This is a genomic window from Pedobacter psychrotolerans (assembly GCF_004340665.1).
GTDB lineage: Bacteria > Bacteroidota > Bacteroidia > Sphingobacteriales > Sphingobacteriaceae > Pedobacter > Pedobacter psychrotolerans.
The window spans coordinates 56,446-69,457 of record NZ_SLWO01000009.1 but is presented as its reverse complement, the minus strand read 5'-3'; the positions used below and the strand labels follow the sequence as shown (position 1 = coordinate 69,457).

Annotated in this window: 9 protein-coding genes; 5 read left to right on the top strand and 4 right to left on the bottom strand. The window is 39.0% G+C overall.

The features are described from left to right. From EV200_RS19675 to EV200_RS19665, 3 genes are all read right to left on the bottom strand, one after another. On the bottom strand, positions 1 to 1,578 hold the full coding sequence (locus EV200_RS19675; protein WP_132535793.1) for a glycoside hydrolase family 28 protein: 1,578 nt from the start codon (positions 1,576 to 1,578) through the stop codon (positions 1 to 3). Positions 1,579 to 1,785: 207 nt separating this feature from the next. After that, positions 1,786 to 3,333: an MGH1-like glycoside hydrolase domain-containing protein gene (locus EV200_RS19670; protein ID WP_208864580.1), complete on the bottom strand. Its 1,548-nt coding sequence runs from the start codon at positions 3,331 to 3,333 to the stop codon at positions 1,786 to 1,788. After that, entirely contained in the window at positions 3,330 to 6,068 is a 2,739-nt protein-coding gene (locus tag EV200_RS19665; protein WP_132535791.1) for an alpha-d-galacturonidase, read from the bottom strand. Before EV200_RS19665 ends, EV200_RS19670 begins: the two co-directional genes overlap by 4 nt. A 382-nt stretch (positions 6,069 to 6,450) precedes the next feature. On the opposite strand from EV200_RS19665, the gene EV200_RS19660 reads away from it, so the two are divergent. From EV200_RS19660 to EV200_RS19645, 4 genes are read left to right on the top strand one after another with little or no spacing between them, the layout of a single operon-like run. Further along, positions 6,451 to 7,215 carry an SDR family NAD(P)-dependent oxidoreductase gene (locus EV200_RS19660; RefSeq protein WP_132535789.1) on the top strand — a complete coding sequence of 255 codons (765 nt, stop codon included), beginning with the start codon at positions 6,451 to 6,453 and terminating at the stop codon, positions 7,213 to 7,215. A 33-nt stretch (positions 7,216 to 7,248) separates the two neighbouring features. Beyond that, entirely contained in the window at positions 7,249 to 8,103 is an 855-nt protein-coding gene (locus tag EV200_RS19655) for a fumarylacetoacetate hydrolase family protein (RefSeq protein WP_132535787.1), read from the top strand. Continuing rightward, positions 8,104 to 8,433, top strand: a complete 330-nt coding sequence (locus EV200_RS19650) for an L-rhamnose mutarotase (RefSeq protein WP_132535785.1) — start codon at positions 8,104 to 8,106, stop codon at positions 8,431 to 8,433. It abuts the gene before it with no gap. 26 nt (positions 8,434 to 8,459) lie between these two features. Further along, a complete protein-coding gene (locus EV200_RS19645; protein WP_132535783.1) occupies positions 8,460 to 9,281 on the top strand; it encodes an amidohydrolase family protein in 822 nt (273 codons plus the stop codon). 280 nt (positions 9,282 to 9,561) lie between these two features. Here EV200_RS19645 and EV200_RS19640 read toward each other — a convergent pair whose 3' ends face one another. Then, a complete protein-coding gene (locus tag EV200_RS19640) occupies positions 9,562 to 10,395 on the bottom strand; it encodes a hypothetical protein (RefSeq protein WP_132535781.1) in 834 nt (277 codons plus the stop codon). A 138-nt stretch (positions 10,396 to 10,533) separates the two neighbouring features. Here EV200_RS19640 and EV200_RS19635 point away from each other — a divergent pair, with 138 nt between their 5' ends. Further along, positions 10,534 to 12,999: a mechanosensitive ion channel family protein gene (locus EV200_RS19635; protein WP_229676749.1), complete on the top strand. Its 2,466-nt coding sequence runs from the start codon at positions 10,534 to 10,536 to the stop codon at positions 12,997 to 12,999. Positions 13,000 to 13,012 lie beyond the last annotated feature (13 nt).

Sequence of the window (13,012 nt, the reverse complement as noted above, 5' to 3'; positions counted from 1 at the left end):
TTACTGGCCTTTATCACCAGAGATAACATTTATTGATTCTAAAACGTCCTGATCTTTCTTAACCGCGGCCTTTATATTTTTGAAATTGTTATTCCCTAAAGTAACGTTCTTACTTGCTGCGCCACTCACCTTCAAATAGGTTGCGGTTTCCTTTGTTGGAAAGGCGTTATATAAGAATACATCCGTTACATTTCGCAAATCTATCACCGCCGCATCAGCATGTGGCTGATACGTTTTTACACCATCGATAACCAGGTAATTTACTTTTGAAGCAACGAGCGATGGTCCAATTTCGGTATTCACCTGAACGTTATGAAACTCAATTTTGTTAGAAAAGCTAATATTAAAACCTGTTTTAGCATCCATATTAATATCGTTGAAGGTGATGTTTTCAATTGGCATTTCCTCCAGGCCATTCAGGTAAGCCGCTTGATTCACCTGACCAGTAATATTGCTAAAATGGATATTTCTGAATTTTGGCGTTCTTGCTGAAACGGGTTCTACATTGGTTTTTGCATACTGCATATCGAGCACAATGGCTTGTTGTTTAATATTTTTCATGATGATGTTGCTTACGCGAATTTCTTCCACTACACCGCCTCTACCTCTTGCCGTTTTAATGCGAATACCTCTATCTGTTCCATCGAACACACAGTTCGAAATGGTGATTTTCCGCACATCACCAGACATTTCACTTCCTATTACCACGCCCCCGTGACCAGATAACATGGTACAATTCGTAATGACGTAATTTTCTGCCGGAACTGCCATTTTTCTTCCTGGCTCATCCTTGCCAGATTTTATCGTGATGCAATCATCGCCCACACTAATGTGGCAATCCGAGATGTGTACATTTTTACAGGATTCAGGATTAATGCCGTCGGTATTTGGCGAGTGTGGGTTATTAATGGTCACCGCGTGAACTTTTACGTTCTCGCAAAACTCAGGGTTAACCGTCCAAAACGGCGAATTGCGAATGGTGATCCCATCGATTAATACATTTTTGCAAAACATAGTTTGGATAAACGGTGGACGAAGAAAACCGCGTTGCATTTGTCTGGGATCATCGGGTAACACAATATCTTTATTTAAGCCATCAAAAGTGGTTTGCCATTTGGATCGTGACTGTCCTTCTTTGTAGCCTTCTACAAAATCCCACCATTTTTTGCCATGTCCATCAATTAAACCACGACCGATTATCGAAATATTCTCCGCTTTATAAGCATAAAAAAGTGGCGAGAATGAGGTTACATCCACACCTTCATAACGGCTTTTAACCATTGGCAGGTAGTCATCGAAGTTATCACTAAAATGAAGCTCTGCCCCGGCATCAATAAAAATGGTGATGTTACTTTTCAAGTGAATTGCACCAGTAAGGTATTTCCCCGCGGGAAAATAAACCGTGCCTCCACCGTTTTTAACAGCGGCATCAATTGCTTTTTTAATGGCTTCAGTAGCCAGTTTACTGCTATCGTTTTTCGCACCGTATTTGGTTACATTATAAAAAGATTGCGCTGTTGCTGATAAGCAAATTACTGTAGCGAATAAGAAAATAATCGATTTTAAAATATTTTTCATTTGTTCTTTTTATGCCCTGGTCGGTGTGTCACGACCAGTTAAATTTTTAATTGTAAATGGTTGGTGAGCCACCAACCATGGATGCAGATTCCTTCCCCGAAAGGTCGGGGCAGGCTGTCGTGCCTCCTCGCAACGACGATTTGGTTGATACAATCGTCCTCTTTTGTAAAGAGGATGATCGAGAATAGCGATTTTATCGCTCCCATGTTAATTCATTTGAACCTTAACTGGCTTCAAACTTTTCGATTGATGAATCTGCTTACTATTCACGTACACTAAAAAGCCTTTTCCTTTATTATATTTTTGGCCTGTTTTGTCCCAGATCAGTGTAACCAATTGATCATGATAGGTTACATTATCAAGTTTAAACCAGTCCCATTTGTTCTTGGGAATTAATGGAAAAACCTCCAACACATTATCCTGACGGGGTTTGATTCCGATCAGATCATTAATAATTAAATCACAAAAAGTGGAGTGGTTATAGAAACTACTTCTTGGGTTATCCCCTTTTAACCATTCACCCATTTTTTCGTCCTGATATTCGCCAATGTAAGGTTTACCATTTTTCACATGAGAAGCGGCGTATTGATGCAATTCCTGATAAAAAACATCGGCATTCATTTTACCATGTTTTTTATAATTGGTAAGCAAATTAGCAAGTCCTTTCAAAGTCTGGGAACTGGCGAAGGGCCAAAGGGCGCCATCCCATTCACAACCGTGACCAGAGCCACGCGTTCTGAAAGTCGGATCTCTCCTTTCAGCTGTGGTTAAACCCCAGGGTGCTTTGAAACCAGCGGTATCCAATAACTGATCCCAGGCTTTTGCATAAGTAGATTGATCATCTGGCAGGTTGAAATCCCAGGGTGTAAAACCGATGGCCTCTCTAACATTAGCTAAGCCACCTTTCGCCTTCCTGGTTTCGAAAAACATTGATTTTGCATTCCATAAACTATCCTGAACCAGTTTTTTTAGCACATTCGCTTTTGCCTGATATTTAGCTACAAGTGACTGATTGCCAAGCAAAACAGCTATTTTATTTAAGGCTATTGCATTACCAAACATGTAGCTGTTAATGGTTGGGCGTTGATTCTGATCTCTTCTGGATCCACTGATGGATTCTTCCATCCCATCTTTTACATCATTTTGCCAGAATAAACCATCTTTTCTTTGTCGCTCGGTTTCCCATTTGGTAAAATCGGCATCAAGGGCTGGGAGAATTTCTTTCAAAAATTTCTGATCAGGTTTAACCAGGAAATTCTGATAAACAGCATCATCTATCCAGCTGCTAAATTGGTGGAAGCGCTGTTTGCTCTGACCCACATCGGCTTTGTAAAGCCAGAATTTAATGTAATCCTTTAAATAGCTATTGTCTTTAAACCAGCGACCTTCGTAAATATGGTGCCCCAAAGCACAGCTGATGGAGTTATATTTGCCTGCATGTTTTACAGGCTCTATAAATTCGGTAAAAATAAATCCCTCTGGACTCTTAACCAAGTGTTTCCTGAAGGTCCATAAACGGTAGTAATAATTCTGCTCTAAAACAGAATCCGGACATTCGAATAAGGGTGCCTGCTCTGCCAGAAACTCGAAAGCCTCTGCATTTGGAATATAATTTTTAACCGCTTCTGAATCGATTGAATTGAAATATTCCACATATTTTTTCAATTGATCCGTATTTGCCTTTTGCTGTGCAAAACCAGTTATTGTTGCAATAGATAAGCCAATCGCAGCAATTAAATTTCTCTTTTTCATCATTCGAATAACCAATCTATATCCTTTCCCCTGCCATCTAAACCGGCATTAAATATTCTTAATTCCTGCTGATCATCAATAAAACCCAACACCAAACACGCTCCCTTTCCTAAATTCAAGGTATGCGTTCCTGCCGGGAAAGAATAGGCATGAACGTTTGCAGGTGCATAACCATTTAATACTAATGCATTGGAGATTTTAATTTCCGACTGACCATAATTATTCGCGCTTGCATCAGTTTCCAATTGTGGTGGCGCCAGGAATTTAGGATCTTTCTGATTAAAAAATGCAACCAAAAGCTTCACTGGTAATTTTGTATTAAATTTAATTTCCGTACCAGCTTTAACCTGATTTCCCTTCGATAACTTGATTCCTTTTAAACCCATCAATTGTGCTGCTACTTCCTTAATCACCACAGCGGTATCAGAAAAAACGGCTACATTTTTTTCAATGATGTAATTTTCACTCTGATTTAAAACATTTACTTCAGCAGGTTGATACGGGATGATTTTCGCCACTGCATTACCTTTAACAGACTTCAACGAGTCGATACTTCTTTTGAAATGATTCAGTTCTTTAGTAAAAACCGGCAACATTTCTTTCCAATGGATAAATGTTTTATCTACCCCACGCATCGGGATTTTTCGTTGCTTGGTTTGCATGCTGTTGGCGTACAAGTAGTTTCGCTCGGTAAGCTTAACCAATTCGGCATAATGGGTTACACTTTTCTGTAAAAACGGAAGTGCTTTTTCCAGATCGGTAACATCGTTGGAGTATTTATACCTCAACACCCAAAGGGCCGATTTAACCTTCTCCGCATAAAAATTTGCCATCGCATCGTAGCAATACATATCATTTTTTAAACGGGCAAACTCGGCGGTGTCTTTAGTAATCGATGGAGCAGCTTCATTAATCGATATCAAAGCTTTTTTTCCATGCTCCACTACTTCCTTCGCCACCTGAACCGGAGTTTCACCAATATGACCTTGTTTTTTCCATTCTTTTTCAGCGTATTCGATGATCATTTCACCTTCAGGTGCCTCAGATTCGTACATCAGGGTGAATAAACCGTAGCGGAAAGGGTTGATTAATTGCGTCATCAACATGCCTAAAGTTAGCGTTTGTCTATTCCCGTCGGTGATTCCATATCTCCGCAATAGCTTCGGCGAAATCTCTCCTGATTCTTCGTAGGCATTTAAAATCGCTTTACCTCCCGCCAGGTTCGAACCATATTTCTTCGCCAATTCTGATCCCCAATAATTAACTTCCTGCGAACGATCTCTTTCTGACTTCCAGGCATATCTTGCCCATTCCTTATACCAGATCCAGTCACGATCTACCTCTAAAATCCTCCCTTTTACCTCATCAGCAGCATAAGGCCAATCCCAGTAACTGTGTTGCGGGTATAAATGCAATCCTTTAGCTCCATAAATTTTATTCATCGCCACAACCGATTTCTGGATAAAATCAGCAGAACCGTATCTGAAAGGTTCCAGGTTGGCTAAAATGTGTACATTAGAAATATTAACCGTTCCAATGGCGGCCAGTTTTCTATTCAATTCTGCCCAGGCGCCACGCGGCCCATATGTAGTTAAAGCTTCGCCATTAAACTTATTTTCAGTATAAAGATTTTTGTATAAAGGTAATGCAGCTTTCATCACGGCAGGTGCATCCGTATCGTGTGCCCGCAGTACAATTGGTGGTTCACCTTGAATGTTGGCCGCTTTTAATCCATCCTTTACACCGGGGATAATGGTTTTGGTAAACCAGTCTATATCATCCTGGCCAACACCTTCCATCGCCTCGCCAAGCGCTACCATCAAACCTACATTTGGGTATTTTTCTACGAAAGCAGCGATCGATTTTCTGGTGTAATCAGCAATCAAAGGCACAATTGGGCGGTTGCGGTCTTGCGTTTTTAAACCGTGTTTATCTGCAAAAGTCTTCGGAATGATGATATTATAAAACATCTGAATCACCCAGATGCCACGTTTATCTGCTTCGTGAGTCAGGAATTGAAAGATCTCCTCATTTTTTTTCAACGTTGCCTCATCAACTTCTACGGCATATGGATAATCCTTCAGCCTAATTAATGAAGAGAACGGATGACCATTCCACAGGTAAAGGGAATTGTAACGGTTTTCCACCATCATATCTAAATACTTAATCCATAAAGCTTTATCGTATAGCCAGGGAAAAGTTTCAGGGGTATATGGATATTCGTAAACATCATGACCGGGAAGATAATCAGGTTTTTGTAACCCGATACAGGTACCACGCAACACCATTTCCGGGTGATCGGTAAGTGCAATTTTTGTTGGTATTTTTTGTTGCGTTTTGATCTGATCAATCAGTTCCAAGCATCCATATAAAGCGCCTGATGCATCGGCACCTAGAATATAAATTGCATTGTCTTTGCCTTCGGTAATGGAAAATCCTTCTTTCCCTGCAGCAATGGCTTTATCTTTTGATGATTTGGGCAATAGCGCATATACTTTATCGCTTGCCAATCCAACCACAATGGCGTTCTTTACTCCTGATAATTTCTGCTGATTCTGAATCCTAACCTTGTAGCCTATTTTTGTTAGCGCGTTAGAAAGTCGTTCGGCACCGAACTTAATCCTTTCATTGCTATTTGAAGAAATGATAATTGATTCTTGTTTTTGTGCATGAACGGAAACTAGCGACGAGATCCAAAACAATAGGGTACAAAAAAACGGGAATAGAAATTTTCTCATTCAAACTGATGCTAACACCATAAACCTTTCGCAAGGTTCACAGTGGATATTTGGTTAAAATATTTATTTAAATATAAAAATATTATTCAAATATAAGTAATTAAGCTTTGGAGTTATGTAAAATTTCCGCAAGGTAAACCCGTTTAAATAGCCAAAATAAAAGGTTGTAAAGATTCTTGAATATTTAGATAAGAAGATAAAATATTTAATCAACATTATTTATTTTATTTGTATCCTGATTCTAATCAATATTATTTAAAGGTGGCAAATGCTACATTTCCATTTATCAGAAAGGAAAAAAACGAACGTTATATTAACATCGCCATAATTTTTAATTTCTATCTTTCAATAATCGAATCAATAACCATTTTAAACCATAAACATGTTTTCATTAACGAACAAAAGAGCTGTAGTAACTGGCGGAGGAAGTGGCATTGGCAAGGCGATCGCAACTATTTTGGCCAGGCAGGGTGCTGAAGTTCATATTTTGGAACTCGGCATTGAGCAAGCTGAATCTACACTTGCCGAAATCAATAACAATGGCGGAAAGGCTTTTATTTACGCCTGCGATGTTGCTAATCACCAAAATGTTAAGGAAGTATTTAGTCAGATTGGCGCAATCAATATCCTGGTTAACAATGCGGGTATTGCGCATATTGGTAAAGCCGATACAACCGAGGAATCTGATTTCGACCGGGTGATGAAAGTAAATGTGAAAGGGGTTTACAATTGTTTATATGCCGCTATTCCACAACTTCGGGCAGCTGGCGGCGGCGTAATCATTAACATGGCCTCAATCGCTTCGTTAATTGGTCTACCAGATCGTTTCGCTTACAGTACAGCGAAAGGTGCAGTAAAGGCGATGACCATGAGCGTGGCTAAAGATTACATCAGTGAAAACATCAGGTGTAACTCTATTTCGCCTGCCCGTGTACACACCCCATTTGTAGATGGCTTTTTACAGAAAAACTATCCGGATAATATAGATGAAATGTTTGAGAAGTTATCTAAAACACAACCCATCGGCAGAATGGCTAAACCAGAAGAAGTTGGCGCTTTAGCTTTATATTTATGCAGCGATGAAGCTTCTTTTATTACCGGTTGCGATTACCCTATTGATGGTGGTTTTACCACCTTGAACAACTAACATAATTTAAAATACATTTATAAGTAAATTAAGATGAAATTAATCAGATTCGGCGAGCCGGGAGCAGAAAAACCAGGTGTAATAATCAATGAGAATTATTTCGATGTTTCGGCATTGGTGAGCGACTATAACGAGGATTTTTTTGGTGGCGATGGTTTAGAAAAACTAAAGAAAGACATCGAATCAGCAGATTTACCACAGGTTGATCAAGGTGTTCGCTTAGGTCCTGCCTTAGCCCGTCCGTCTAAAATAGTTTGCGTGGGTTTAAATTATAAAGATCATGCAGCAGAAACCAATGCAGCCATCCCTCCAGAACCCATTTTATTCTTTAAAGCCACCTCGGCCATCGTTGGTCCAAATGATGATTTGGTTATTCCTAAAAACAGTAAAAAAACCGATTGGGAAGTTGAATTGGCGATCGTTATCGGCAAAAAAGCCAGTTATGTTTCAGAAGAGGATGCCTTAAATCACATAGCGGGTTATGCATTGCATAATGATTACAGTGAACGTGAATTCCAGATTGAGCGCAATGGACAATGGGTGAAGGGGAAAAGCTGTGATACCTTTGCACCCATCGGCCCCTTTATTGCTACGCCTGATGAAATTGAAGATGTACACAATCTTCGCCTGTGGTTAACTGTAAATGGAAAAACATTACAGGATGGTAATACATCGAATTTTATCTTTAATGTGCCTTTTATCGTTTCGTATATCAGTCAATTTATGACACTTTTACCTGGAGATGTAATCTCTACAGGTACACCCGCTGGTGTTGGATTGGGGCAAAAACCAGAACCCTGGTATTTAAAGGCAGGTGATGTAGTTGAACTTGGGATTGATGGCTTAGGCACGAGTAAACAAGAAGTTAAAGCTTATAGCGGACAATAAATGAAAAGATACTGTTTAACACTGGATTTAATAGATGATGAAAAGCTGATTAACGAATATAAGCAGTATCATCTTGATGTTTGGCCAGAAATTAAGGAAAGCATTCGTAATGCTGGTGTAGATGACCTGCAGATTTATCTACTCGGCAATCGGCTGTTTATGATTATGGAGGTTAATGAAGATTTTTCTTTTGAAAAAAAGAATCAGGCAGATTTAGCGAATCCTAAAGTACAGGAATGGGAAACCTTGATGTGGACATACCAGCAAGCTTTACCTCAGGCAAAACCTGGCGAAAAGTGGATTTTAATGGATCAGATTTTTAAATTGTAAATCTTCAACAATTATAACGCTCAATTATGATAGACACCCACGTTCACTTTTGGAATTTTGATCCGGTTAGGGATAACTGGATTACGGAAGAGATGCGTATCATCCGCCACGATTTTACACCAAAAAATCTTACCCGTACATTCAATGATCTTCAGATTTCTGGCTGCATTGCCGTTCAGGCCAATCAATCAGAAAAAGAAAATGATTTCTTGCTTACCCTGGCAGATCAAAATGAACTCATCAAAGGAATTGTGGGCTGGATAGATCTTAAAAGCCCTGACCTCAGCAGCAGACTTTCTTATTGGAATAACTTCAAGAAGATAAAAGGCTGGCGACATGTACTTCAGGCGGAAAGCGACGAGTTTATTCTTGATCCGGATTTTATTGCAGGCATTAAGCAACTTAAAAAGTTCAGATATACTTACGATTTGTTGTGTTACCACAATCAGTTAGGGAGCATCATTAAAATGGTTGATCAGGTTCCAGATCAGCCATTTGTTTTAGATCATTGTGGCAAGCCCGATGTTAAAAGTCAGGATTTAAAAACCTGGGGGCAAAACATCAAACTGTTGGCAGAAAACCCAAATGTATCATGTAAAGTATCTGGTTTATTGGCTGAAGCCGACTGGAAAAACTGGAAAGAGATTGAGCTTTTTAATTGTTTTGATGTGGTTTTTGAAAACTTCGGTGTGAATCGGGTGATGTATGGCAGCGATTGGCCAGTAGTGTTGGTGAGTCGCCCCTATCAAGATTGGTTTCACCTGGTGAGTAAATACGCAGAAAGATTTAGCGCCACAGAAAGGAAACTAATTTTTACCGATAATGCCAGGACTTTTTATAAGCTCTAATGAATGGAAAATATATTTTCGATTGATTGAAGCAATCTCATTTGTGATTTCATTAATAAAGGGCAATTTCATTTAAGTCGCTCCATGACATCCACTACATTCATTGTGATTTCTATGAATTATTGATGTAAAACATCATATAAAACCCATTCGTTTTACCAAGAAAACAACTGTAAGTATGCTAGTAATTGGAATTCAATTCCCTCGCCATCCATCGAGAAGGTCTTAAAGCTTTTCAGAAGCCCTCAAATCATATGATTGAGGGCTTCTAGCATTTCAATTATTTTCTGTATAAAGGACACCTCTTAAGCAAATATTCTAACGGGCTGCTATATCCGCCATCGGTACTACTCAGAAAAGCTTTATGACTTTGGTTGTAGATGCTAGCATTGTTATCCATGTAAATGTGCAGGCTTACTGACACATCATAACGCTGAACAGAATTGCTATTGGTGCTGCCATACGTGGAAATCCCTTTAACTTTTTCGTCATCATCCCGTTTTACTTTCGTGTTGGCAACGCCACTTGTGGAACTTGTCTGATAACCTTTATTTTGAGTAACCGAGCCATCAACAATATACTCAACACCTAAAATATCACAAATCTCCTTCATCGTGAAATTCATCATTTTGTCTTTGGTTACTCCACCTTTAACCAAAAGTGCATTAGTGGTTCTTGGATCCAAGATTGTATATCCTGCGGTATGTTGAGCAAGAAAAGAAAAGGCATCCTCCTGGGCTTTGTAACCAATTGCGTCCGCTCCTGGCTGGTTATCCATAAGATAGGTAAAAGGCAGTATTGCAATTCTATTATGATGATCTGCAGGAGACGCGGACATGGCTACCTGCTCCTTCTGACGTTCTTGTGCAGGAAGTGGTACCTGGCCGCTTGAATGGACGATTTTAAGAAGATCAGATTTTTTTAAAACATATTCAGCTGTTTCTCCTGGGTACACAAAGCTGACATCAGTATCGGTTATTTTTGTGATTTTGGCCTTAATTTCTTCGCCATTTTTCTTTGAAATGACGTCTGGATTAAGTTTGGCTGAGGATTGTGCAAATAAACTGGATGAAACCAGGCTTAAAGCAAAAACAAATGTGGAAAGCTTTTTCATAGGATTTAGATTTGTATAACAAATATAACTTGTAAAGGCCTGAATACAAATAAGAGATTAACAATATTTTTTCATACTTCAGCGGAGATCAGTACATTTATATGATCATCTAACTCGCTTTTATTCCGTTGGTACTTTATGAAAAAAGTTATACTCCTTTATATTTTTTGCCTCTTTAATATTTTATGTTTCCCTCAACATTCGTTTGGGCAAAATTCAGATTCCATTCGTATAGATTCATCCAAACATAAAATTGATAATAGCTTCGTAAGTAAAATGCAACGCTTTGCCCAATTGTCGGCTAAGAAAAGTGCAGACGAATTTAATGCAGATAAAGCCGCACTGGCACAGGCAAGGATATTAGAGGAAGCAAAGAAAGCAATGCAGAAAGCGAAAAGCTATTTAAAAACCGCTTCTGATACTTTAGTTGCCAAAGCTCAACTTGCCAGTATTGAAAAGGATTATAATGCGGCCGTTGATGGAGTAATGATCAATAAAGGAACTGCCCAAACTTTTCGAAACCTTACCTCTACTTCAAAAATTCTATCTGAACTTTTAAATAAGGCAATAGCGAGAAAAATCAGACTCGATAATCAGCAACAAAGCATCATTAATTTTCGCTATCAGCTGGATTCCCTGATAAGTTTACCTGAACTTTTTAAATTCCCTATAGATTCCGCTGATCTTTATAAGTACATTCAACAACTTCGGGTTGTTGCCCTTGAAATTAATCCCATCGATAGTGCATTAAAGATTTCAAGCACACGGGTGCAACTGCTCCAAAACGTTGTCAATGTCAGGGTATTAAATCTTCAGACTACGCTTGAAGAAATCAATCATTATCAAATGGAGATGGGAACAAACATACTCCATAGGGAATTTGTGAATATATGGGATGATGCAGGATCTCACAGACCGTTTAAACAAATACTACGACAAGGGAAAGAAAAAGGGCTGCTCACACTTACTTTCTATCTCCAAAACAATTTAGGTAAGCTTTTCATCCTTATTTTACTCATTTTCTTCTCATTCATTTATTTACGCTCTTTGAAGAAAATCTATATCGAAAATAAAATATTGAGCGACGATTTTGAAGGACAACTGGTATTAAGATATCCCCTGGCATCTGCCGTTCTAATCGTCATCAGTATATTTCAATTCATTTTCTTTTCCCCACCATTCATCCTTAATGTGATCTTCTGGATAATGAGTTGCCTGAGTTTAACCATTATGTTCAAAAACTTCATTGTAAAGTATTGGATGAACGTTTGGTTAGTCATGGTAGTGCTTTTCATGATTGCGGCTGTAGATAATCTCATCTTGCAAGCTTCACGTCCGGAACGTTGGATGATGCTTGTTTTATCCATATTGGGTGTTGCCTCCGGCGCCTATGTACTTATTAAAGGCCGACGAGAAGAGCTCAGAGAAAAATTAATTTTGGTTGCTATTGGGCTAATGACAGCAATAGAACTTGGATCGATATGCTGCAATATTTTTGGGCGCTATAACCTCGGAAAAGCATTGCTCATTAGTGGATATTTAAATGTTGTAGTTGCCATATTATTTTTATGGACCATCAGGTTGATCAATGAAGGGTTATATCTGGCGTATAATGTATATACCAAACAAGAATTAAAACTCTTTTACCTTAACTTTTCTAAAGTTGGTAAAAATGTGCCCGCCCTCTTTTATATTGTACTTATTGTTGGCTGGATCATTCTGTTCGGAAGGAATTTTGCTGGCTTTGATTATATAGCCAAACCTCTACGCGAATTTTTTGCCACTGATAGGACAATCGGAGATTATACTTTCAGCATCAACGGCTTGCTATTATTTTTTGTAATCATGAGCATTGCGGTGATTACCTCTAAAATAGTTTCATTTTTTGCATCTGACAAACATCTTGCACAGAATAAAGAACAAGCAAGCCAGGGTATTGGAAGCTGGCTATTGCTTGTCCGCATCACTATCTTAACACTAGGCTTATTTTTAGCCGTAGCTGCAGTGGGCATCCCATTAGATAGAATTACCCTGGTATTAGGGGCGCTTGGTGTTGGTATCGGTTTTGGTTTACAGGCACTGGTTAATAATCTGGTTAGTGGTTTAATCATCGCCTTTGAAAAACCAGTTAATGTAGGCGATGCCGTTGAAATAGACGGTCAGGGCGGTAAAGTAAAATCAATCGGTTTTCGCAGCAGCGTAGTTGCAACCTACGACGGGGCAGATGTAATTATGCCTAATGGTGATTTGTTGAATTCTCACCTTATTAACTGGTCGCTGGGAGGTAACCGCAGAAGATCAACGCTCCTTATTGGCGTAGCCTATGATTCAGATCTTAACCTGGTTAAAAAGGTATTATTGGATATTTTATCCACCGAGCCCAGGCTAACAACCAATCCTGCACCTATCGTTCAATATGAGCAGTTTAATAGTAGTTCCATTGATGTCAGGATATTTTTCTGGACTAAAAATATGCGGGATTCTGCTGTGGTGAAGAGTGATCTGATCATGTCGATTAATGCTGGATTTAAGATCAATGGCATCTCTATTCCATTTCCGCAACAGGATCTACATTTTCCAAATGCAAAACATAAAGATTTGTAAAACAAACAAGAAA

Coding starts and splice junctions, on each gene's coding strand:
- EV200_RS19675 (WP_132535793.1), bottom strand. CDS start 1,578: ATGAAAAATATTTTAAAATCGATTATTTTCTTATTCGCTACAGTAATT.
- EV200_RS19670 (WP_208864580.1), bottom strand. CDS start 3,333: ATGATGAAAAAGAGAAATTTAATTGCTGCGATTGGCTTATCTATTGCA.
- EV200_RS19665 (WP_132535791.1), bottom strand. CDS start 6,068: ATGAGAAAATTTCTATTCCCGTTTTTTTGTACCCTATTGTTTTGGATC.
- EV200_RS19660 (WP_132535789.1), top strand. CDS start 6,451: ATGTTTTCATTAACGAACAAAAGAGCTGTAGTAACTGGCGGAGGAAGT.
- EV200_RS19655 (WP_132535787.1), top strand. CDS start 7,249: ATGAAATTAATCAGATTCGGCGAGCCGGGAGCAGAAAAACCAGGTGTA.
- EV200_RS19650 (WP_132535785.1), top strand. CDS start 8,104: ATGAAAAGATACTGTTTAACACTGGATTTAATAGATGATGAAAAGCTG.
- EV200_RS19645 (WP_132535783.1), top strand. CDS start 8,460: ATGATAGACACCCACGTTCACTTTTGGAATTTTGATCCGGTTAGGGAT.
- EV200_RS19640 (WP_132535781.1), bottom strand. CDS start 10,395: ATGAAAAAGCTTTCCACATTTGTTTTTGCTTTAAGCCTGGTTTCATCC.
- EV200_RS19635 (WP_229676749.1), top strand. CDS start 10,534: ATGAAAAAAGTTATACTCCTTTATATTTTTTGCCTCTTTAATATTTTA.